Annotated in this window: 20 protein-coding genes and 1 tRNA gene; 11 read left to right on the forward strand and 10 right to left on the reverse strand. The window is 63.4% G+C overall.

Annotated elements, in window-relative coordinates:
- Positions 1-7 precede the first annotated feature (7 nt).
- The 9 genes from AB3X39_RS02930 to AB3X39_RS02970 all read left to right on the forward strand — a co-directional run bounded on the left by AB3X39_RS02930 (position 8) and on the right by AB3X39_RS02970 (position 8,209).
- Positions 8-601: a transglutaminase-like domain-containing protein gene (locus AB3X39_RS02930; RefSeq protein WP_369415861.1), complete on the forward strand. Its 594-nt coding sequence runs from the start codon at positions 8-10 to the stop codon at positions 599-601.
- Between the two features lie 84 nt (positions 602-685).
- Positions 686-1,399: a YebC/PmpR family DNA-binding transcriptional regulator gene (locus tag AB3X39_RS02935; RefSeq protein ID WP_369415862.1), complete on the forward strand. Its 714-nt coding sequence runs from the start codon at positions 686-688 to the stop codon at positions 1,397-1,399.
- A 57-nt stretch (positions 1,400-1,456) separates the two neighbouring features.
- Positions 1,457-2,686: a hypothetical protein gene (locus AB3X39_RS02940; protein WP_369415863.1), complete on the forward strand. Its 1,230-nt coding sequence runs from the start codon at positions 1,457-1,459 to the stop codon at positions 2,684-2,686.
- 53 nt (positions 2,687-2,739) lie between these two features.
- Positions 2,740-3,312, forward strand: coding sequence for an urease accessory protein UreE (ureE, locus tag AB3X39_RS02945; RefSeq protein WP_369415864.1), 573 nt, complete (start codon positions 2,740-2,742; stop codon positions 3,310-3,312).
- Between the two features lie 31 nt (positions 3,313-3,343).
- Positions 3,344-4,024, forward strand: coding sequence for an urease accessory protein UreF (locus AB3X39_RS02950; RefSeq protein WP_369415882.1), 681 nt, complete (start codon positions 3,344-3,346; stop codon positions 4,022-4,024).
- Positions 4,025-4,027: 3 nt separating this feature from the next.
- Positions 4,028-4,708: an urease accessory protein UreG gene (gene ureG, locus AB3X39_RS02955; RefSeq protein WP_369415865.1), complete on the forward strand. Its 681-nt coding sequence runs from the start codon at positions 4,028-4,030 to the stop codon at positions 4,706-4,708.
- Positions 4,709-4,717: 9 nt separating this feature from the next.
- A complete protein-coding gene (locus AB3X39_RS02960) occupies positions 4,718-5,737 on the forward strand; it encodes a porin (RefSeq protein ID WP_369415866.1) in 1,020 nt (339 codons plus the stop codon).
- A 41-nt stretch (positions 5,738-5,778) separates the two neighbouring features.
- On the forward strand, positions 5,779-7,170 hold the full coding sequence (dbpA, locus tag AB3X39_RS02965) for an ATP-dependent RNA helicase DbpA (protein ID WP_369415867.1): 1,392 nt from the start codon (positions 5,779-5,781) through the stop codon (positions 7,168-7,170).
- Between the two features lie 259 nt (positions 7,171-7,429).
- Positions 7,430-8,209, forward strand: coding sequence for an HTH domain-containing protein (locus tag AB3X39_RS02970; protein ID WP_369415868.1), 780 nt, complete (start codon positions 7,430-7,432; stop codon positions 8,207-8,209).
- Positions 8,210-8,287: 78 nt separating this feature from the next.
- On the opposite strand, the gene AB3X39_RS02975 is transcribed toward AB3X39_RS02970, so the two are convergent.
- The 3 genes from AB3X39_RS02975 to AB3X39_RS02985 all read right to left on the reverse strand — a co-directional run bounded on the left by AB3X39_RS02975 (position 8,288) and on the right by AB3X39_RS02985 (position 11,343).
- Complete coding sequence (locus AB3X39_RS02975; protein ID WP_369415869.1) at positions 8,288-10,276, reverse strand: TonB-dependent receptor plug domain-containing protein; 1,989 nt, start codon at positions 10,274-10,276, stop codon at positions 8,288-8,290.
- A 23-nt stretch (positions 10,277-10,299) separates the two neighbouring features.
- Positions 10,300-11,151, reverse strand: a complete 852-nt coding sequence (locus AB3X39_RS02980) for a DNA ligase (RefSeq protein ID WP_369415870.1) — start codon at positions 11,149-11,151, stop codon at positions 10,300-10,302.
- Between the two features lie 116 nt (positions 11,152-11,267).
- Positions 11,268-11,343: transfer RNA gene (locus AB3X39_RS02985), tRNA-Arg, on the reverse strand.
- 71 nt (positions 11,344-11,414) lie between these two features.
- On the opposite strand from AB3X39_RS02985, the gene AB3X39_RS02990 reads away from it, so the two are divergent.
- Both AB3X39_RS02990 and AB3X39_RS02995 read left to right on the forward strand, forming a co-directional pair.
- Complete coding sequence (locus AB3X39_RS02990) at positions 11,415-11,717, forward strand: hypothetical protein (protein ID WP_369415871.1); 303 nt, start codon at positions 11,415-11,417, stop codon at positions 11,715-11,717.
- A gap of 10 nt (positions 11,718-11,727) precedes the next feature.
- Positions 11,728-12,318 (forward strand): c-type cytochrome, encoded by a 591-nt coding sequence (locus tag AB3X39_RS02995; RefSeq protein ID WP_369415872.1) that lies wholly within the window; start codon positions 11,728-11,730, stop codon positions 12,316-12,318.
- On the opposite strand, the gene AB3X39_RS03000 is transcribed toward AB3X39_RS02995, so the two are convergent.
- The 7 genes from AB3X39_RS03000 to guaD all read right to left on the reverse strand — a co-directional run bounded on the left by AB3X39_RS03000 (position 12,274) and on the right by guaD (position 20,579).
- Positions 12,274-13,197 carry a DMT family transporter gene (locus AB3X39_RS03000; protein WP_369415873.1) on the reverse strand — a complete coding sequence of 308 codons (924 nt, stop codon included), beginning with the start codon at positions 13,195-13,197 and terminating at the stop codon, positions 12,274-12,276. The genes AB3X39_RS02995 and AB3X39_RS03000 overlap by 45 nt on opposite strands.
- Entirely contained in the window at positions 13,198-14,301 is a 1,104-nt protein-coding gene (locus tag AB3X39_RS03005) for an adenosine deaminase (protein ID WP_473964883.1), read from the reverse strand. It abuts the gene before it with no gap.
- Positions 14,302-14,495: 194 nt separating this feature from the next.
- Entirely contained in the window at positions 14,496-15,653 is a 1,158-nt protein-coding gene (locus AB3X39_RS03010) for a BMP family ABC transporter substrate-binding protein (protein WP_473964884.1), read from the reverse strand.
- Between the two features lie 34 nt (positions 15,654-15,687).
- Positions 15,688-16,608 (reverse strand): ABC transporter permease, encoded by a 921-nt coding sequence (locus AB3X39_RS03015; RefSeq protein WP_369415885.1) that lies wholly within the window; start codon positions 16,606-16,608, stop codon positions 15,688-15,690.
- A gap of 14 nt (positions 16,609-16,622) precedes the next feature.
- Complete coding sequence (locus tag AB3X39_RS03020; RefSeq protein WP_369415874.1) at positions 16,623-17,702, reverse strand: ABC transporter permease; 1,080 nt, start codon at positions 17,700-17,702, stop codon at positions 16,623-16,625.
- Positions 17,689-19,266: an ABC transporter ATP-binding protein gene (locus tag AB3X39_RS03025; protein WP_369415875.1), complete on the reverse strand. Its 1,578-nt coding sequence runs from the start codon at positions 19,264-19,266 to the stop codon at positions 17,689-17,691. The genes AB3X39_RS03020 and AB3X39_RS03025 overlap by 14 nt, the downstream gene beginning before the upstream one ends.
- Positions 19,263-20,579, reverse strand: a complete 1,317-nt coding sequence (guaD, locus tag AB3X39_RS03030; RefSeq protein WP_369415876.1) for a guanine deaminase — start codon at positions 20,577-20,579, stop codon at positions 19,263-19,265. The genes AB3X39_RS03025 and guaD overlap by 4 nt, the downstream gene beginning before the upstream one ends.
- Positions 20,580-20,586: the final 7 nt, after the last annotated feature.

Below are 20,586 nucleotides of genomic sequence, written 5' to 3' on the forward strand. Positions count from 1 at the left end.
CCTCCCCATGCAAACCTATCTCGCCCGCAGCACCTTCATTGACTTTGATGCCCCAAATGTGTCGGCGTTGGCGCGAGAGTTGGCACAAGGGGTGGGGGAGGAAGAAGAGCTGGTGCGGCGCTGTTTCGAGTTTGTGCGGGACCAGATCAAGCACAGCTCAGATTTCAAACTGAATCCGGTCACCTGTCGGGCCTCGGATGTGCTGCGCCACGGTACGGGCTACTGCTATGCCAAGAGTCATCTGCTCGCAGCCTTGTTGCGGGCCCATGGGGTGCCGACAGGCTTGTGCTATCAGCGCTTGTCGGTGGGCGAGTCGGGGCCACCGTATTGCTTGCATGGACTCAACGCCGTTTATCTGCAAAAGCACGGCTGGTACCGCATGGATGCGCGCGGCAACAAAGCGGGGGTGGATGCACAGTTCTGTCCCCCGAAAGAGCAACTGGCCTTTGCCATCCGCGAAACAGCGGAACGGGACTTGTCCGAAATCTGGGCCGAGCCCTTGCCGGTGGTCATCCATGCCTTGCACGCCCATCCCGACTTCGCCAGCGTCTTGGCCCATTTACCGGATGTGATGCTGGTGGGTACGAGCCACAACCCGTGATGACAGGAAGTGCTGACCCAAGTCCCCTCACCTAGAATCTCTGCGCACTTCATATCGACTCAACAACACAAGGAAACGCAGAACATGGGCGCGCAATGGAAAGCCAAGCACAAGGATCTCGCAGCCAACGCCAAAGGCCGGCTGTTTGGCAAGCTGTCCAAGGACATCATGATTGCGGCCCGACATGGGGCGGACCCGGCGGCCAATTCGCGTTTACGGTTGGTGCTTGAACAAGCCCGCAAGGTCTCGATGCCCAAAGACACCTTGGAGCGCGCCATCAAAAAGGGCGCGGGCTTGACGGGTGAGACGGTGCATTTTGAGCACGCCATGTACGAAGGCTTTGCGCCGCACCGCGTGCCGGTGATGGTGGAGTGCTTGACCGACAACGTGAACCGCGCGGCCTCAGAAATGCGCGTGCTGTTTCGCAAGGGCCACCTGGGCACATCGGGCTCGGTGTCGTGGGATTTTGAACACGTCGGTCTGATCGAGGCCGAAGCGGCTGCGGCTGGGGCCGATGTGGAAATGGCCGCCATCGAAGCCGGGGCCCAAGACTTTGAAGCCGCTGACGACGACGGCGTGGCCGTCTTTGTGACCGAGGCCGCTGATCTTGACTTGGTCTGCCGCGCCCTGCCCGCTCAAGGCTTCACGGTGCTCTCGGCCAAGCTCGGCTACAAGCCGAAAAACCCCATCGCTCCAAGCAGCCTGAGCACTGAGCAGCTCGAAGAAGTCGAAGCTTTCCTCGCCGCGCTCGACGCCAACGAAGACGTGCAAAACGTGTTCGCGGGGCTGGCGGGCTAAACCCAGATCGACCGTCGCCCCTCGCACCTCGCCCTTCTTCAACCCTCGCCCTGCACCATGAAACTCAGCCCACCGCTCACCCTTGCTCGCTCCGTGTTGTTGGCCGGTGCCTTGTTGGCCGGGCTGGGGTCGAGCGGGACGGTGCTGGCGGCAGCCCCCAAGAGCCTGCCCACCTGCCAAGTGATCTTTGATGCGGGCAGCAGCGGCACACGGCTGGCGGTGTTTGTCCGCAAGGGCCGGGACTGGGAAGAGCATCTGGGGCCCAAAGTTTCAGCCTTGGCCGACCCGGTGCGCGAGATCCGGGGCCGGCATCACGCTGACATGCAGGCGGTCAATACCGAGGTGGCGAATGCCTTGGACGCCATCCGCCATGACGGCCCGAAAGATGACAAAGGCGAGCCCGAATGGCAAGGCTTCGACTGGGCCAGCCAATGCTGGGTGGAAGGTGCGCAGATCTTCGCCACCGCTGGCATGCGTCTGGCCGAACAAGAACACCCCGCGCTGAGCGCCGCCTTGTGGAGCGATGTGCGCCAGCGGTTGAGTGATCGGCTGCAAGATCGCTTGGGCCGCACGGTGCCGGTCGAAGCCCGCACCCTCACGGGCTTCGAAGAAGGTCTCTACGCCTGGCTGGCGGTGCGCCAAGAGCGCAAAGGCCGCAGCGACTTTGGCATCGCCGAGATGGGCGGCGCGTCCTCGCAAGTGACCTTTCCCTGCAAGCGCTGCGAGGCCTCGGACGACGCCACCCGCATGGTCAAAGTCGATGGCAAATCGATGCGGATCTACAGCTATTCCTTCCTTGGTCTGGGTCAGGACGAAGCACCGCACACCTTGGGCGTGGCCCCAAGCTGCGCTTACGGTGCGGGCGTGGATCACCCCGGCTGGAAAGCGCTGGACTGCGCCAGCACCTTGGCCCTGCAAGATGCCACCCAAAGCATCGTGGACCCCTACAACTTTGAGCACGGCCAACGCGGCAGCCATCGCCGCATCCCTACCGAACGCGCCGACAGCCCACGCTGGTTCCTGACCGGCTCGTTCAATTACATGAACCCGAACGACGTCAACACCAACTGCTTGGGCCGGGGCAAATATGTGGGCGAAGAAGCGGTGGCCTGCTTCCGGCCGATCTACCTGCAACGCTATTTGCAAGCGCTGCACATCCCTGTCACGGCCCCCAGGGCGGCTTCGAGCTGGACCTTGGGCGCGGTGATCTGCTCAGCCAATCAATGCTTGCGCCAAAGCCCGCCGCCGCTGTGTCGCTGGAGCGCGCAGGGTTGCTTGCAGCCTTGAGGCGCTGACGCCGAGCGGCGAGCAGCGCTCGGCGTGGGGTTAAAGTGCGGTCCATGCTTACCGTCAACAAACTCCTCTCCCAAGGCCAGGGTCTGGCCGCTGCGCTCTTGAAACGCGCCTCCACGGTGGAACTCGATTGGGACGTGCGCCAGAAAAGCCGTTTCGACGCCACCGATGCCAGCGGACGCCATCTCGGGGTCTTCTTGCCCCGAGGCAGTGTGGTGCGCGGCGGCGATGTCTTGGTGGCTGAAGATGGCTCGCTGATCAAGGTGCTGGCCGCCCCCCAAGCCGTGCTCGAAGTGCGCGCCTGCGCCACACACGGCTCGCCCTTTGACTTGGTGCGCGCCGCCTATCACTTGGGCAATCGCCACGTGCCGCTGGAGCTGCAACCCGATCACCTGAAGCTGGAGCCCGACCACGTGCTGGCCGAGATGCTGCGCCAGATGCACCTCACCGTCACCGAAACCCAAGCCGCGTTCGAGCCCGAAGGCGGGGCTTACGTGAGCAGCGGTCATGGGCATGGGCACGATCACGCCGCCCAAGCTGTGGCGATCCCCGTGGCCATCCCCGTCAAAGCGGCCCCGGCACCGCACGTGCATGGGCCGCACTGCAAACACGACCACTGACCCCCACACAGTGCTGACAGTGCTGACGGTGATGGACCCTTCCGCCTTTTTGCAGTTGATGTGGCTGGCTTCGCCCGCTTTGCCGGTGGGCGGCTTCAGCTACTCGGAAGGTCTGGAAGCGGCGGTCGCGTCCGCGCGGGTCAGCAACGAGGCCGAAGCCACCACGTGGTTGCACGATCAGTTGGTGCTGGCCTTGGGCCGCGCCGATCTGCCGGTGGTGGCCCGAGCGTTCGAGGCTTGGCAGCAAGACGACTTGGCGGGCATCGAGGCGCTGAACACGTGGGTGCGCATGACGCGCGAATCGAGCGAGTTTCGCCAGCAAACCGAGCAAATGGGCCGCTCGCTGCACGACTGGCTGCGCCAGCGCCATGCCGAAGAGCCCCGCGTGCAGCACTTGGGCGGTTTACGCCCAGCACCCACATGGCCGGTGGCTTTCGCCTTGGCGGCCGCACAAACCGGCGCGCCCCTGCGCCAAGCCCTGCTGGCCCACGCCTTTGGTTGGGCCGAGAACATGGTCCAAGCGGCGCTCAAGTCCGCGCCCTTGGGTCAAAGCGCCGGTCAGCGTATCTTGCAAGGCTTGAGCGAGGCCATCCCGGCGGTGGTGGAGCGCGCCATGCATCTGCCCGAGGCCGAGCAGCAAGCTTTCACCCCCATGCTGGCCATCCTCTCGGCCCAGCACGAGGCTCAGTATTCACGCCTGTTCCGCTCCTGAACCATGCTCAACACCTTCAACACGGCCCCCACGTCTCAGTCGAACCCGCGCACCAAGAAACGGCCACCCTTGCGTGTCGGTGTCGGCGGCCCCGTCGGCTCGGGCAAAACCACGCTGCTGGAAAGGCTCTGCAAAGCCATGCGTGAGAAGTGGGACTTGGTGGTCGTGACCAACGACATCTACACCAAAGAAGACCAGCGCCTGCTCACCGTGGCCGGGGCGCTGGAGCCCGAGCGCATCATGGGCGTGGAAACCGGCGGCTGCCCGCACACCGCCATCCGCGAAGACGCCTCCATCAACCTCGAAGCGGTGGACCGGATGCTGGAGAAGTTTCCCAACGCCGACATTGTCTTCATTGAAAGCGGCGGCGATAACTTGGCCGCCACCTTCAGCCCGGAACTCTCCGACTTGACGCTCTATGTCATCGACGTGGCCGCCGGTGAGAAGATCCCGCGCAAGGGCGGCCCCGGCATCACCAAGAGCGACTTGTTCGTCATCAACAAAACCGATCTGGCTCCCTATGTGGGCGCCAACCTCGACATCATGAAAGCCGACACGGAGCGCATGCGCCGGATGCCCCAAGGCGGGGTACGGCCCTTCGTGATGACCAACCTCAAAACCCAGCAAGGACTCGATGAGGTGATCCGCTTCATCGAAACCAAGGGCTTGCTGACAAGCGACTGAAAGAGAACCATGAAAAACCCTGCCCACCCCCCTCTCACCCGGCCTGTTGTAGCCGCCTTGGCCCTGACCAGCCTGAGCGCGGCCATGCCCGCCTCGGCCATCACCACCCTCAAAATCGGCGGCTTGATCGATATGAGCGTTGGCACCAGCCAAGCGCCCGGCATCAGCAAGGGTCTTGCGGGCGTCCAAAGTGGCAGCATGAGCACCAGTTGGTTGGGCATCGAAGGCAACGAAGAGCTCAACATGGGCTGGAGTGCGCTGTTCCAACTCCAGCAATTTCTGCGGCCAGACACGGGCGAGACGGGCCGTTTCACCGGCGATGGCCAGTTCACCCGCGCGGCCCATGTCGGCCTGAAACACAGCCGGTACGGCACGCTGACCGGCGGTCGCAACACCACCCCGCTGTTCATCTCGACGGTGGTGCATAACGCCTTCGGTGACTCCTTCGGCTTTTCCCCGGCGGTGCGTCAGTACTTCAGCAGCAACACCGTCTCTGGCGACACGGGCTGGAACGATTCGGTGCTCTACGTCAGCCCATCCTTTGATGGTTTCAATGCCAGTGTGATGGCAGCCCCCGGCGAAGGCAGCGGGAGCCGCAACTGGGGCTACACCTTGGGCTATTGGAAGGGCGGCATGGGGCTGTCCTACAGCCAGCAATCCGTTCGCAAAGACAGCCCCACCCAGACGGTGGATGACACCCGCACCAGCCAAATCGGAACGTCATACACCTTGGGCCCGGTGAAGTTGTTTGCCCAGTCCGGTGAGGTGCAAAACATGACCACAGCGCTCAGCAGCAAGATCAGCGGCTTAGGTGCCACGCTCAGCTTTGGCAAGGGCTCGTCGATCATGCTGCAAGCAGGCCGGATCGTGCCCAAATTCAACATCCAACCGATACGCACCACCGTGTCCTTGGGCTATGACCGCGCCCTGACGCGCTACACCGATCTGTACTTGGTCGGCATGAGCGAAAAGGTCGATGGCTTGAGCGATGGCAGCAGCGTGGCACTGGGACTGCGCCACAACTTCTAAGGCGGCGTGGTCGCCATGGGGGTCGGCCCGATAATCCCGGGATGAACCCCCAACTTTTCTCGACCCTGCCCCTCTCGCCCGCCACCCTGGCCAATCTGGACCGCCTGGGTTATGCGGCGATGACGCCCATCCAAGCCGCCGCCCTGCCTTTGGCGCTGGCCGGCAAAGATCTGATCGCCCAAGCCGCCACCGGCAGCGGCAAGACCGCCGCCTTTGCCTTGGCCTTGCTGCAACGCATCGAAGCCAGCCGCTTCGATGTCCAAGCCTTGGTGCTATGCCCCACGCGCGAGCTGGCCGATCAAGTCAGTCAAGAGATCCGCCGCTTGGCCCGCGCTGAGGACAACATCAAGATCTTGACCCTGTGCGGTGGCAGCCCCATCCGGCCGCAGCTCGACAGCCTAGCGCACGGCGCGCACATCGTGGTCGGTACGCCCGGGCGTTTGATGGATCACCTGGAACGCGACAGCCTGAACTTGGCGCAGCTCAGCACCTTGGTGCTCGATGAGGCCGACCGAATGCTCGACATGGGCTTCATCGACGACATCCGCGCAGTCGTCAAACGTTGCCCCAAAGACCGGCTCACGCTGCTCTTTTCAGCCACCTACCCGGACGACATCGCCGCCTTGGCGCAGCAGTTCATGCGCACGCCGCAGCGCATCGAGCTCAACGCCCAGCACAGCGCAAGCACCATCGAGCAGCATTGGTTCGAGGTGAATGAAGCCGACCGCCTGCACGCCGTGACTTTGCTGCTTTGGCACCATCGCCCGAGCCGCACCTTGGCCTTTTGCAACACGCGCCAGCAATGCCGCGATCTGGTCGAAGTGCTCAAGGCCCACGACATCGAGGCCTTGGCGCTGCACGGCGAGCTGGAACAGCGCGAACGCGATCAAGTGCTGCTGCAATTTGCCAACCACAGCATCTCGGTGCTGGTGGCCACCGACGTGGCCGCACGCGGCTTGGACGTGGCCGACATGGACGCCGTGATCAACGTCGATGTTTGCCATGAACCCGAAGTGCACGTGCACCGCATCGGCCGCACCGGCCGCGCTGGGGCCCAAGGCTTGGCGCTCAACTTGGTCAGCATGGAAGAAATGGGCCGCGTGGGCCGCATCGAGCTGCTCCAAGGCCGCGAAACCGTCTTTGAAGCCCTGCCCGCCGAACCCGACGGTCGCCCCGAACCACTGCGCCCACCGATGATCACGCTGCAAATTCTGGGCGGCCGCAAAGACAAAATCCGCCCCGGCGACATCCTTGGCGCGCTGACGGGTGATGTGGGCCTGGACGCCAAACTGGTCGGCAAGATCAACGTCGGTGACTACACCGCCCACGTCGCCATCGCCCGCAGCCACGCCGACGAAGCCCTCAAACGCTTGGACGCCGGCAAACTCAAGGGCCGCAAAGTCAAAGTGCGCTACCTGCACGACGTGGTCTAAACCCTTCGACATCCAACCTGCCCCCAGGGCTTGAAACCGCCCTAGACCCACTCAGCCAACACACCGTTGCCGCCTAGAGCGGGTTGGCTGTGCCTGAAAATCAGGCGACCTATCCGCTCCCATAAATTTGTTGCTCACGGCTCTTTTCAGAAGTATTTCAATGACTTACGATGACATTCATGAAGTCATTACCAGCGTAACAGGTCACATCCAGCGAACTGGCAGGTGATGCGCTTAACCCATTTGGAGGTAAAAAGCTGTGCCAAACCTTAGTTGGCGTGACGCAATCACTACCGTACTCCGAGGAAGCACGGAGGCAATGCACTACACAGAAATTGCCGAGGCAATCGCAAAGCAGGAACTACGTACAGAGTTTGGTGCGACGCCAGCCGCATCGGTCAACAGCATCATCTCGGTATCGATCCAAAACGAAGGAAATGACTCCCCCTTTATTCGCGTAGATAGGGGACGCTATTGGCTGCGGACACCTCCCTCCACTCAACCCCAAGCGGCTGGCATACCAGAGCAGCACCCAGTACCAGAGCCAGACGAAACTGGCCTTATCAATGCCTTCGGCATGTACTGGTCTCGCAGTAACGTATTGTGGACATCGACCCCAAGAATTCTCGGCCAACAGCAACCTGGTAGTACTGCGGTCGACTTCTGTAACGAAAAGGGCGTGTATCTCCTTCATGACGGAAGAACTGTTGTCTATGTTGGCCGCACGACGGATCAGCCACTTGGCATTCGTCTCCGCCAACACATCAATGATCGACTAAACGGGCGGTGGGATCGCTTTTCTTGGTTCGGGGTCTACTCGGTTGATGAGGATGGTTCGCTCACAGCCTCTGCCGTTACCTACGATCTAACAATGCTCATCGTCACGATGGAGGCATTGCTTATCGAAGGGCTCGAGCCACCACAAAACAGAAAGCGCGGCGATGACTTTCGGGCAGTTGAGTTTCTTCAGGTTGAAGATACTGAAATTCAGAAGGCGCAAATTGTGAAGCTGATGGACGAGTTGAAGAAGAAGCTGTGACGCCCAATCAGGTAACCGGGAGCATCTAATAACTCCCAGCCCCCACACCACCCACCGTGCGGGTCCGCAGTGGGCGGTTCACCAACTGAAATTCACCCCAAACGAGATCAAACGGGGCAGTTGGTTGACGGGCTCGCGAGTTTGGTAATCGGCGCTGTAGTTGTAGCCCGAGAGGTTTTGGCGGCCGTAGGTGTTGATGGATTCCAAGAAGAACTTGAGGCGCGCTGAGACGATGCGGTCCACGCGGAGGTCGAGGCGGTGATAGGGCGGCAGGCGCTCGCTGTTGATGGGGCCGTAGATGGGTCGGGCGCGGCCGTCGGGGAAGGTGCCGGCGCCCACGATGGGCGTGATGGGCGAGCCGGTGTGATACGTCCACTTGCCGCCCCACTGCCAGCGATCTTCGGGCTTGTAGGTGCCGACCACGGTGGCGACCACCGGCTGATCGAACTCAAAGGGAAAGAGCGCGCCGGTGACATCGTTGTGGCGCTCGGAGTGGGACAGGCTCAGCGCCATCCAGCCTGAAAAAGCGGAGCCGGCCGGATCTTTTTTGAGCAGCACTTCCAACCCGCGCGCCGTGCCGCTGGCACCGTTGATGTAATTGCGCAGCGGGTCCGCCACCACAAAGTCGTCAAATTGCTTGTGATAAGCCTCGGCTGACCACGACCAGCCGCCCGCGCCTTTTTGCGCCAGCCCCAGCACGCTGTGACGCGCCCGGATCTGGCTCAGATTGGGGTTGCCCAAGCCCGCCACGATCTGATCGCCCGGCGGCATTTGGTGATGCAAACCCCAACCGGCGTGCAGCGTGGTGCGGCTGGACCAGCGCCAGTCCAGCCCCAAGCGCGGCTCGGTATAGCGGGTGTGCAAATAGTCCTCGCCACTGTGGCGCGCACCCAGCGCCAAGCTCCAGTCCCGATCCAACTGCCAGCGATCTTGGGCGTGCAGCGCCCAACCTCGGGCATGGACCACCTCACTGACTTGCTGGCGCGGCGCGCTGGTGAGATCGCAATTCGGGTCGAACGAGGTGCATCGCGCAGCGTTGATGTCCAAGTTGACGTCGATGCGGGTCAGGTCGAGCGTCGCGCCGAGCGTCAGCTCATGGTGCTCGCTCGGCTGGAGGTCCATGGTCTCGCGCACAAAAACGTTATCGACCGCCACCCCCACCTGACCGGCAGCGGCAATCCGGGTGCTTTGGTGATTCAGGGTGTGGCCCAGCGCCAACTGGTTGCGGGCATCGGCGCTGAAAGCGGCGTCCCACACCAAAGCTTGGGTGCCGTAGGCGGTTTGAATCTCGCTCGTGCCCACCAGCACCGGCTGCTGGGTGCCCAAGTTGGAGTCCCCGGCCAGCTTGAACGACAACTCGTCGCCCGCGCCGTTGACGTGCAGCGACACGCGCTGATCAGCGTTGAGCCGCCAGAGGTACTTGGCTTGGTAGTCGGCGTAGCGCGGCAAGGTCAGCGTCACACCCGATTTTTTGTCTTCGACGCTTTTAAGCAGCAGGTCGATGTAGCTGCGCCGCGCGGCCACATAGAAGGATTGATCCTCACCCACCGGGCCTTCGACCACGCCATCGACACCAAAGAAACTGGCGTTGAGCGTGCCGCCCAGCCGGTCGGTGCGGGGCTTGCGCAGATTGACATCCAGCGCCGCGCCGATGGCGTTGCCGAACTGCGGCGCCCACGCAGCGCTGTAGAGCTCAAAGCTGCGCACCAGATCGACTGGCAAAACACTGACCAAGCCGCCGACGTGGAACAAGTAGCCGACCGGCAGCCCATCCACGGTATAGGTGTTGTCTTTGGGGCCGCTGCCGCGAATGGCCGGCTCGCCGTTGGCATCGCTGGTGGAGGTCACGCCGGGCAAGGCCTGCAAGCCTTTCATCGGGTCACCGCCCGAGCCCGGCACCATACGCAGCTCGGCGCCACTGATCTCGGTCTTGCCCGCTTGGGGCTGAAAACTCGGGGCTTGGCGCGTGATCACCACCGTGTCAAGGCGCGGTGGCTCGGGCTCGGTCTGCGCCCAGACAGCACCCGTCGCCACACAACACATCGAGCCCGAACCCCACACACGCATCCAACGACAGAAAAACATAGCGATCAATACCCCACAGCCAGCCGCATGAAACGGGCAAAACGTGGCTGGCCCTTGGCCGTCAAGCCCTGATAAATGTAGGTCACCACCGAACCCACGGGCGGGGGCTCGTCGCGCTCAGCGTCGGTAAAACCGCTGCCGATGTTGAACTCCCGCCCATCCGTGGCCCGCACCCGCAAGGCCCCCAGTCGGCCCTCATGGCGACCCTTGCCCGGCAGATGAGCGATCACCACCGCTTCGGCGTCATCAAAAGGCTTGAGCTTCAAAAGTGCTTCGCTGCGCCCGGTGTGATACGGCGCATCCAAGCGGTGCAGCATCAAGCCCTCACCACCCGCTCGCAAGACGGCTTGCAAGCGCACTTGCAACTCAGAGCGGTCCGCCACCCGGCTCTGATCGACCGCCGCCAGCTGATTCCACCCCATGTTATGGACGATCCCTTGAAGACGCTCAGCACGCTCGGCAAAAGGGCCCGCCGCCTCAGGCAGCTCGAAGCACAGATAGCGCAACTCGCGCCAATCGGCGTCCACCGGCACCGCTCGACGCAAGAGCGCAGAAGTTGCCTCAAAACGCCCGCGACCGAGCCAAAGCTCACCGTCCAAGGCTTGTGAGGGCAAACGCTCGATGAACCAGCTTGGCGCCGGCACCGTGTTGCCACTGCGAAAACGCAGGCGCTCACCGTCCCAGACAGCGCGCACGCCGTCGAACTTTTCACTGATCAGATAGTTGGCCGGATCGACATGGGGACCGAGATTGCGTGCCAGCAGCAAAGGCACATCGGCAGCAGCGGCTTCGGTGTAAACACCCCATGGCATCAGGGTTGCGAGACAACCCAAGGCCAAAACATGACGTCTTTCCATGACTAGCTCCCTCGGCAATAGCAGAATTTGCCGTAACGAGCAGGTTACTCAGGGAAAGACCCCATAGGAACAACCCGAAAGGGGGTATTCCAGACCCCCAATGGGGGGGAGAATGATGGTGCGCCCGGCGGGGATCGAACCCACGACCCTCGGCTTCGGAGGCCGATACTCTATCCACTGAGCTACGGACGCGAAGCGCGCATTCTAACTGTTTTCAGTGCATTCCAGAAAAGCCTCGGATCTTTGTCCCCTGAAAGTCCATCATGAGTACCTACAACACCGTCCACCCCGAGCTTTCCAGCGACGTCGATCCCTCCACGGCCTATGGCTGCCGGGTCGTTTTGGGCCTCAATGTCTGCATGGCGATGTGGATCGCCGGACTCTGGATCATCGTCGCCGTGGTGGTGGGCGGCATCCACTTCATCACGCAGTACACCTTTTCGTCGCTGCCACACGATCAACAGGCCGTGACGGAGCGCATCCAGCCCATCGCCAAGGTCCGTGTCGCCACGGCTGAGACGAACGTGACCCCGGCTACGGCCGGGAAGTCTGGAACTGCTCCCTGATCGGACCACCATGAGCGCACACGACCCCATCTACCCCGAGCTTTCCAGCGATGTCGATCCCTCTACGGCCTATGGGTGTCGGGTTGTCTTGGGCCTCAACGTCTGCATGGCCATGTGGATTGCAGGACTCTGGATCATCATCGCCGTGCTGATTGGCGGCATTCGCTTCATCACCCACTACACCTTGTCGTCGCTGCCGCACGACCAGCAAGCCGTGACGGAGCGTATCCAGCCAATTGCCAAGGTACGCATGGTCAACAGCGCTGAGCCAGCGCCGGCTGCGGCTGCGGCTGCGGTCACAGCAGCGGCACCAGCAACCGCTCAAGCGCCCGCCGCCGTGGTTGCCACGACAGCCAAAAGCGGCGAAGCGGTCTTCAAGTCCACCTGCTCGGCTTGCCACGCCACCGGCGCAGCGGGTTCACCCAAATTTGGCGATACCGCCGCTTGGGCGCCACGCATCAAGACCGGTTTGGATGCGCTGGTCCTTTCAGCCTTGAAGGGCAAAAACGCCATGCCCGCCCAAGGCGGTCATGCGCTGAGCGATGCAGAGATTCGCTCAGGTGTGATCTACATGGCCAACGCGGGTGGGGCTCACTTCTGAAGTTTCTGACCCTTTGGCGACCGAGCGGAGAACGAGCCCGAGCAGGATCAGCCCGGAGCCCGTCCAAGCGAGCCCCCCGAAGCGGTCTCCCGCCCACACACCGATCAAGCCGGCCCAAACCGGCTCCAAGGCATAGATCAGCGTGGCGTGGGTGGCAGACACCGTCTGCTGCGCCCAGCTCATGGCGAATTGGATGAAAGCGGTCATCAGCGCCAGCGCGCCCACGCACAGCACCCAGCCTGCATCCAACTGCGGCAGGCCCTCGCCGTGCCACAGCGCCAGCGGTGCACCCACCAGCGCCACCACCATGGTCTGAACCCAGGCCAAGCGACGCGGATCGCAGCCGGGACTCCACTGCCCAAGCAGCACGATCTCCAGCGCCGCCATCAACGCCGCCGCCAAGGTCAGCGCGTCGCCTTTGCCCAAGGCCCAATCAGCCCCCGCCGGCTGCGCCAACAACACCATGCCGCCAAAAGCTGCCGCAATGCCCCACCACGCCAGCGGGCGGGGCGGTTGCCGCCAAAAAAGGGCCAGCAACAGCGGCACCGCCGGCACATAAAGCGCCGTCAGAAAAGCCGACTTGCTGCTAGATATCTGCGTCAAGCCCATCGTCTGCAAACCGTAGACCGCTGCGATCACCAGCCCCGTGAGCACCCCAGCGCGCAATTCATGGCGCGTGAGACCGCCCAAGCGCTTCGGCCCCATCAGCAGCGCCAGCAACACGGCGGCCGAGGCAAAGCGCGCGCTCACCAAGGTCAGCGGCCCGCTCCAGCGCAGCGCCGTGTGCAGGATCAAAAAGGTGCTGCCCCACAGCACAGTGATGAACACCAGCACCGCTTCATGACGCCATGTCGGGCTGAGCCCCCTCAGGCGTGGCACTTAGATCGCACCGCCTTGCGCCGCTGCTGCAAACACGGCGTCCAGCGCTGCTAGCCAGCGCTGTTTTTGGTCTTCGGCCACAAAGCTGGCCTCAAAGCTGTTGCACGCCAGCTGATAGGCCTCTTGGGGCCCGAGCTGCGGCAAAGCGGCAAACGTTGCCTCAAAGTTTTTGAGGATGTAGCCGCCAAAGTAGGCCGGATCATCGGCGTTGATCGTTGCCACTAGGCCCGCTTCAAGCAGTTGCGGCAGCGGGTGATCGGCCAGATCCTGGACCACGCGCAGCTTGAGGTTCGACAGCGGACAGACCGTGAGCGGCACGCGCTCCACCGCCAAGCGCTGCATCAGCGTGGGGTCTTCGACGCTGCGCACCCCGTGGTCGATGCGCTCGGCGTGCAGCACATCCAGCGCGCTCCACACATAAGCGGGTGGACCTTCCTCACCCGCGTGGGCCACCGCGTGCAAGCCCAGCTCGCGGGCGCGGGCAAAAACGCGGGCAAATTTTTCTGGCGGATGGCCGCGCTCCGAGCTATCCAAACCCACGCCGATGAACAGCGCCCGATGGGGCAGCGCCTCCTCCAGCGTCTTGAAGGCCTCGTCTTCGCTCAAGTGACGCAAGAAGCACAGGATCAGCGCCGCGCTCAGACCCAGCTGCGCCTGGGCTTGGGTGCAAGCGCGGTGCAAGCCCCGAATCACCACTTCGAACGGCACACCGCGCTCGGTATGGGTTTGCGGATCAAAAAACAGCTCGGCATGCACCACGCCATCCGCATGCGCGCGCTCAAAGTACGCCCAAGCCATGTCGAAGAAGTCCTCCTCCTTCCACAAAACGCTCGCCCCAGCGTAGTAAATGTCGAGAAAACTTTGCAGATCGGTGAACGCATAGGCCGCCCGCAAGGCCGCCACACTGGAATAAGCCAGCGTGAGGCCATTGCGCTGCGCCAGCTTGAAGATCAGCTCCGGCTCCAGCGAACCCTCGATGTGCAAATGCAACTCCGCCTTGGGCATGCGCGCCAGCAACAACGGCAACTGCGCACGCGGGATGGCGCTGAAGTCGATGGCGCTGGTGGCCGATGAAGACAGGTCAGAACGGGTCGTTGCATGCATGGCGGGCGCTCCTGAAAGCCAGTTTTTCGACGGGCATTCTCCTATGATCCCGGCCCACCATGCCCATCGGTTTCAGACCACCGTGATCCGTTTCCCCGTTCGGGCTGAGCCTGTCGAAGCCCCAGCCCTTCGACAGGCTCAGGTCGAACGGAAGAAGCAGGCGCAGTACGAACGGGAAAGCAGCGTCAAGCGGCTTACTTGTTCCCTGGCACCTGACCGTCCACGCCCTTGACGTAGAACTTGATGCCACCCAAGAGGGCGTCATCGGCGACAGCACCGCTGGCGAGGACTTCCTTGCCGGTGTTGTCCACCAGCGGACCCTTCCAGATCACGAAACTGCCGTCTTTCAAGCCGGCTTTGACGGTTTCGAGCTTGGTTTTGATCTCAGTGGGCACATCGGCAGCCAGCGAGACGAAGTCGATGGCACCTTCCTTCACGCCCCACCACGCTTTGCCGGTGGCCCACTTGCCTTCAAGCGCGTCGCGGGTGGCCTTGATGTAGTACGGCGCCCAGTTGATCACCGCAGAGCCCAAGTGCGCCTTGGGGCCGTAGGCGGTCATGTCGCTGTCCCAGCCGAACGCGCGCTTGCCTTTGTCCTCGGCGGTCTTGAGCACGGCGGGCGAGTCGGTGTTTTGCATCAGGATGTCGGCCCCGCCGTTGATCAGCGCGGTGGCGGCTTCGGTTTCCTTGGGCGGGTTGAACCATTCGTTCACCCACACCACCTTGGTCTTGATCTTGGGGTTCACGCTTTGCGCGCCCAAGGTGAAAGCGTTGATGTTGCGGATCACCTCAGGAATAGGGATCGAGCCGACCACGCCCAGCGTGTTGGTCTTGGTCATGCCGCCGGCCACCACCCCCGCCATGTAGGCCCCTTCATAGGTGCGGCTGTCGTAGGTGCGCAGGTTCTCAGCGGTCTTGTAGCCGGTGGCGTGCTCAAACTTGATGTCTTTGGCGTCAGCCGCCACCTTGAGCATCGGCTCCATGTAGCCGAAGGTGGTGCCGAAGATCAGCTTGTTGCCTTGGCCGAGCATGTCGCGAAACACGCGTTCAGCATCGGCCGATTCGGGCACTTTTTCGACAAAGCTGGTGACAATCTTGTCGCCAAATTCCTTCTCCAGCGCCTTGCGGGCGTTGTCGTGCGCAAAGGTCCAGCCGCCATCGCCCACCGGGCCGACGTAGGCAAATGCCACCTTCAGCGGCTCGGCCTTGGTGGCGGAAGCCGGGGCAGCCACCACCGGGGCTTCGGCCTTCTTGCCGCAACCCACCAAAGCGGTGGTGGCAGTCACGGTAGCCACGGTCGCCAAGGTCGTTAGCGTGCTCAACGTCATCAAGCGGGTTTTCTTCAAGGTCATGCTCTCTCTCCGGTTGGTTAGAAACATCAGGAACTCAGTGCCCCGGCACAAAGGGCTTGCCCAACGAGGCGGGCATGTTGGCGCGGATCCAAGCAGGGTTGCGCGAGATCAGCACCAGCACCACGATGGTCGCCACGTAGGGCAGCATGGTCAGCCACTGGCTGGCGATCTGCACGCCCTCGCCTTGCAGATGGAACTGCACCATCGTGACCAAGCCAAACAAGTAGGCCCCGAGCAAAATCCGCGCCGGCCGCCACGTGGCGAAGGTGGTCAGGGCCAAGGCGATCCAGCCTTTGCCCGCCACCATGCCCTCGACCCACAGCGGGGTGTAAATCACCGACAAATAGGCCCCCGCCAAGCCGCACAGCGCCCCGCCCGCCACCACAGCCATGAAGCGGATGCGCCGCACGGGATAGCCCAGCGCGTGGGCCGACTCAGGCGACTCGCCCACCGCGCGCAGCACCAGCCCTGCACGGGTGCGGTACAGAAACCACGCCAGCCCCACCGCCAACGCGATGGTGAGGTAGACCATCGGGTGCTGCTTAAAAAGCGCCGGGCCGATGAAGGGCAGATCGGCCAAGCCGGGGATCTCAAACGTCATGCGTGTGGGCAAGCGCTCTTGGGTGTAGCGGATGCCGACAAACGCTGAAAAGCCTGCGCCGAACAAACTGAGCGCCAAGCCCGTGGCGTATTGATTGGTGCCGAGCCAAATCACCAACAGGCCCAGCACAGCAGCCAGCAGCGCCCCAGCCGTCGCACCCGCTGCAAAGGCCAGCACGTCCGAGCCGGTCTGAACGCCGGTGGCAAAACCCGCAATCGCCGCCACCAACATCAGGCCCTCGGCCCCCAAGTTGATGATGCCGGCGCGCTCGTTGATCAACAGGCCCAAACCGGCCAGCGCCAGCACGGTGCCAGCGCTCAAGGTGGCGGCCAAGAGTAAAGCCAGCGAGGTCATGGTTGAAGCATCGGTCATGACTTGGCTCCGACAAAACGCAGGCGGTGATGCACCAAGGTGTCACAGGCCAGCAGGGCAAACAGCAGCAAACCTTGAAAGACGCCGGTCAGCGCCTTTGGCAGCCCCAAACGCGACTGCGCCAGCTCGCCGCCGATGTAGAACATGCTCATCAGAAGCGCCGAAAAAACGATGCCCACCGGATGCAAGCGCCCCACGTAGGCCACGATGATCGCGGCGAATCCGTAGCCCGCTGGCACATAAGGCGTGAGCTGCCCCAGCGGCCCGGCCACTTCCAGCGCCCCGGCCAAACCGGCTGCGCCGCCTGAGATCAAGAGCGCCATCCACAGCGCCCGGCGCGAAGAAAAGCCGGCGTAACGCGCCGCCGCCGGGGCCAAACCACCCACCTGAAGCGCAAAGCCCTGATAGGTGCGAAACAAAAAGGCCCAAAGGCCCAGCACCGCGCCCAAGGCGATCAGCGCGCCCACGTTGAGCCGCAAGCCGTCCACCAGACGCGGCACTTTGGTCACGGCGTCAAAGCTGATGGTTTGGGGAAAGTTGTAGCCGTTCGGGTCTTTCCACGGGCCGTAGACCAAGTAGCCCAGCACCTGCTCGGCCACGTAAACCAGCATCAGGCTGACCAAAATTTCGCTGGCGTTGAAACGGTCGCGCAGCCAAGCCACCACCCCCGCCCAGACCATGCCGCCCAGCACCCCGGCCAGCAAAATCAGCCCCACCACGCCCCGGCCCAGCCACGCCCAGCCGGTTTCGGGCCCGGCCTGCATCGCCACCCAACCGGCCGCCAAGGCGCCAAAAACAAACTGCCCTTCGGCCCCGATGTTCCAGACGTTGGCCCGAAAGCACACCGCCAAACCCAGCGCGATCAGCACCAGCGGCACCGCCTTGACCGACAGCTCGGACAAGGCATAAGCACTCTTCAAGGGCTCGACAAAAAAAGCACCCAACCCTTTGAGCGGGTCGATGCCCAGCGCGACAAAAAGCACCACGCCGATCAACACCGTGATCGCCAAAGCCAGCACCGGCGAGGCCATCGACATCGCTTTGGACGGCTGGGCACGGGGTTCAAGCTTGAACATGGGGGGTCTCCTTCCAAAGCCCGGACATCCAAGCGCCGATCTGCTCGATGGTCGCCTGGGCGGTCGGGATGGCGGGCGAGAGTCGCCCTTGGGCGATGACCTGCAAACGGTCGCTGATCTCAAACAATTCGTCCAACTCCTCACTGACCACCAGCACCGCGCAGCCTTGATTGCGCAGTTGCAGCAACGCCCCCCGGATCTGCGCCGCTGCGCCCACGTCCACCCCCCATGTGGGCTGCGAGACGATCAGCAGCTTGGGGTTGGCGTCGATCTCGCGCCCGACGATGAACTTTTGCAAATTGCCGCCCGAAAGCGACTGCGCGCTGGCCTGCGGCCCACCGGCCTTGACCTTGTAGCGCTCGATCAGCGCCGCTGCCAAGCGCTGGGTGGCGGCCAGATCAAGCCAGCCGGTTCGGCGCGCCACCGCTTCGGTGCGCGTCAGCAAGGTGTTTTGCGCCAGTGACAGGCTGGGCACCGCCCCGCGCCCCAAGCGTTCTTCGGGCACAAAGTGCAGGCCCAAGGCGCGGCGCTTGCGCGGACTGGCTTGGGCGATGTCGCTGCCGTCCAACGTGATGCTGCCGTGGGGGGCGCGCGGGTCTTCACCCGACAACGCCGCCATCAGCTCTTGCTGACCGTTGCCCGACACCCCGGCGATGCCGAGGATCTCGCCCGAGCGCACCTGCAACGCCATGGCTTGGAGCGTCACGCCAAAGGCGTCTTGCTGCGGCAAGCTCAAGCCTTGCACGCCCAGCACCACCGCCCCCGTGCGCGCTTGGCGCGGCGTGAGCACAGGAGGATCGGCCCCGATCATCAGCCTTGAGAGGCTGGCGTTGCTCTCTTGCGCCGGGTCCACCTCGCCGCTGACTTTGCCCGCGCGCAGCACCGTGCAGTGGTGGCACAGCGCGCGAATCTCGTCGAGCTTGTGGCTGATGTAGAGGATGCTGCACCCTTCGCTGCTGAGCTTGCGCAGCGTCACAAAGAGCTTTTCGACCGCCTGCGGCGTCAGCACCGAAGTCGGCTCGTCCAAGATCAACAGCTGCGGCTCGGTCAGCAAGGCGCGCACGATCTCGACCCGCTGGCGCTCGCCCACGCTCAAGGTATGCACCGGCCGCAGCGGGTCCACATCCAGGCCGTAGCCGACTGAGACCGCGCGGATGCGCTCAGTCACTTGCGCCAGCGAGCGCGATGGAGCGAGCGAGGGATCCAGCCCGAGCCAAACGTTCTCAGCCGCCGTGAGCGTGTCAAACAGCGAAAAGTGCTGGTAGACCATGCTGATGCCCAGCTTGCGGGCTTGCGCTGGGCTGGCGATCTGCACCGGCTGGCCGTTCCAGCGCAGCTCGCCCGCGTCGGGCCGGGTGGCGCCGTAGATGATCTTCATCAGGGTCGATTTGCCGGCGCCGTTTTCGCCCAACACCGCGTGGATCTGGCCGGGTGCGACTTGGAGATGCACGTCGTCGTTGGCCCGCACCGCCGGGTACTGCTTGGTGATGCCGCGCAGTTCAAGCCGCAACGGCAGCGAGCTGGGTGCGCCTTGGGCGGAAGAGGAAGAAAGAGGTCGATTCATGAACTCCGCCGATAGCGCTCAACCCCGGCCACCCGGGTGGACACCACATGGTCTTCGCCGGCCACAGTCAGCCAAGCAAAAACCGCTTCATGCAAGTCTTGCGCCACCGCTTGGCGGCGCTGCTCGACGGGGCTGCGTGCGCGGTCCCAGACCACCACGTCGGCGAGTGTACCGACGTCAAAGCTGCCGATTTCATGACTCAAGCCCAGCGCCTCGGCCGCACCTCGGGTGGCGGCATAGAGGAGATCCCACGCCGTGACCCGCCGCCCCGCCAAGGCCTGCACCTTGTAGCCGTCGGCCAGCGTGCGCAGCATCGACAAGCTGGTGCCGCCGCCCACGTCGCAGCCCACGGTGACGGCGCAGCCGCTTTGACGCGCAGCCCGCCAATCAAACAGCCCGCTGCCCAAGAACAGATTCGAGGACGGACAAAAGGCCAGCGCCGCACCACGTTCGTGCAACAAGGCCCGATCGCTGGCGTCCAGCCAGATGCCATGCGCCAACATGGCGCGCGGCCCCAGCAGGCCAAAGCGCTCGTAAACGTCCAGATAGCTGCGCGCCTCGGGAAAGAGTTCCGCCACCCAGCGCACCTCGTCGCGGTTCTCAGCCACATGGGTTTGCATGTAGAGCTCCGGCCGTAGCGTCATGAGTTCGCCGGCCATGGCGAGCTGCGCGGGCGAAGAGGTCGGCGCAAAGCGCGGCGTCACGGCGTAGCTCAAACGGCCCTGCCCGTGCCAGCGCTCGATCAGATCGCCGCAGTCGCGCTCGGCTTGCACCACGTCGTCGCGCAAGTTGGCGGGCGCATGGCGATCCATCAACACCTTGCCGGCGATCAGGCGCATGCCGCGCGCTTCAGCCGCCTCAAAGAGGGCTTCGACCGAGCCCTTGTGCACGGTGGGAAACACCATCGCCGCCGTGGTGCCGGCGGCCAGCAAGCCGTCCAGAAACAAGCCCGAGATGAACGCAGCGTGGGCCGGATCAGCCATGCGCGCTTCGGCCGGAAAGGTGTGGCGCTCCAGCCAGTCGAGCAAGGCCGCGCCCCAAGCGCCGATCACGTCGATCTGCGCCGCATGCACATGGGTGTCGATGAAGCCCGGCAGAATCAGCCGGCCGGGGTGGCGCTCTTGGGTCCAGCTGGCGTCGGGTTCTTCGGCTTGGACCGCGTGGATGCGGCCCCGCTCCATCAGCAACCAATGCGCCGGGCGATAACGTGGCCCCAAACTTGCGGGATCTTCAAGCGTCGGCTGAGCCACCATGTCCAGCACATCGCCGTACAACGCTCGTCGATCAGGGGGTGCGGAGAAGGCGGGTTTCATGGGTGAC

It is taken from the genome of Leptothrix ochracea (genome assembly GCF_041083635.1).
GTDB classification, from domain to species: Bacteria; Pseudomonadota; Gammaproteobacteria; order Burkholderiales; family Burkholderiaceae_C; genus Sphaerotilus; species Sphaerotilus ochraceus.

What these genes read in the sequence shown, in the direction of transcription:
- AB3X39_RS02930 (WP_369415861.1), top strand. Translation starts at nt 8, where the DNA reads ATGCAAACCTATCTCGCCCGCAGCACCTTCATTGACTTTGATGCCCCA.
- AB3X39_RS02935 (WP_369415862.1), top strand. Translation starts at nt 686, where the DNA reads ATGGGCGCGCAATGGAAAGCCAAGCACAAGGATCTCGCAGCCAACGCC.
- AB3X39_RS02940 (WP_369415863.1), top strand. Translation starts at nt 1,457, where the DNA reads ATGAAACTCAGCCCACCGCTCACCCTTGCTCGCTCCGTGTTGTTGGCC.
- ureE (WP_369415864.1), top strand. Translation starts at nt 2,740, where the DNA reads ATGCTTACCGTCAACAAACTCCTCTCCCAAGGCCAGGGTCTGGCCGCT.
- AB3X39_RS02950 (WP_369415882.1), top strand. Translation starts at nt 3,344, where the DNA reads ATGGACCCTTCCGCCTTTTTGCAGTTGATGTGGCTGGCTTCGCCCGCT.
- ureG (WP_369415865.1), top strand. Translation starts at nt 4,028, where the DNA reads ATGCTCAACACCTTCAACACGGCCCCCACGTCTCAGTCGAACCCGCGC.
- AB3X39_RS02960 (WP_369415866.1), top strand. Translation starts at nt 4,718, where the DNA reads ATGAAAAACCCTGCCCACCCCCCTCTCACCCGGCCTGTTGTAGCCGCC.
- dbpA (WP_369415867.1), top strand. Translation starts at nt 5,779, where the DNA reads ATGAACCCCCAACTTTTCTCGACCCTGCCCCTCTCGCCCGCCACCCTG.
- AB3X39_RS02975 (WP_369415869.1), bottom strand. Translation starts at nt 10,276, where the DNA reads ATGCGTGTGTGGGGTTCGGGCTCGATGTGTTGTGTGGCGACGGGTGCT.
- AB3X39_RS02980 (WP_369415870.1), bottom strand. Translation starts at nt 11,151, where the DNA reads ATGGAAAGACGTCATGTTTTGGCCTTGGGTTGTCTCGCAACCCTGATG.
- AB3X39_RS02990 (WP_369415871.1), top strand. Translation starts at nt 11,415, where the DNA reads ATGAGTACCTACAACACCGTCCACCCCGAGCTTTCCAGCGACGTCGAT.
- AB3X39_RS02995 (WP_369415872.1), top strand. Translation starts at nt 11,728, where the DNA reads ATGAGCGCACACGACCCCATCTACCCCGAGCTTTCCAGCGATGTCGAT.
- AB3X39_RS03005 (WP_473964883.1), bottom strand. Translation starts at nt 14,301, where the DNA reads ATGCATGCAACGACCCGTTCTGACCTGTCTTCATCGGCCACCAGCGCC.
- AB3X39_RS03010 (WP_473964884.1), bottom strand. Translation starts at nt 15,653, where the DNA reads ATGACCTTGAAGAAAACCCGCTTGATGACGTTGAGCACGCTAACGACC.
- AB3X39_RS03015 (WP_369415885.1), bottom strand. Translation starts at nt 16,608, where the DNA reads ATGACCTCGCTGGCTTTACTCTTGGCCGCCACCTTGAGCGCTGGCACC.
- AB3X39_RS03020 (WP_369415874.1), bottom strand. Translation starts at nt 17,702, where the DNA reads ATGTTCAAGCTTGAACCCCGTGCCCAGCCGTCCAAAGCGATGTCGATG.
- AB3X39_RS03025 (WP_369415875.1), bottom strand. Translation starts at nt 19,266, where the DNA reads ATGAATCGACCTCTTTCTTCCTCTTCCGCCCAAGGCGCACCCAGCTCG.
- guaD (WP_369415876.1), bottom strand. Translation starts at nt 20,579, where the DNA reads ATGAAACCCGCCTTCTCCGCACCCCCTGATCGACGAGCGTTGTACGGC.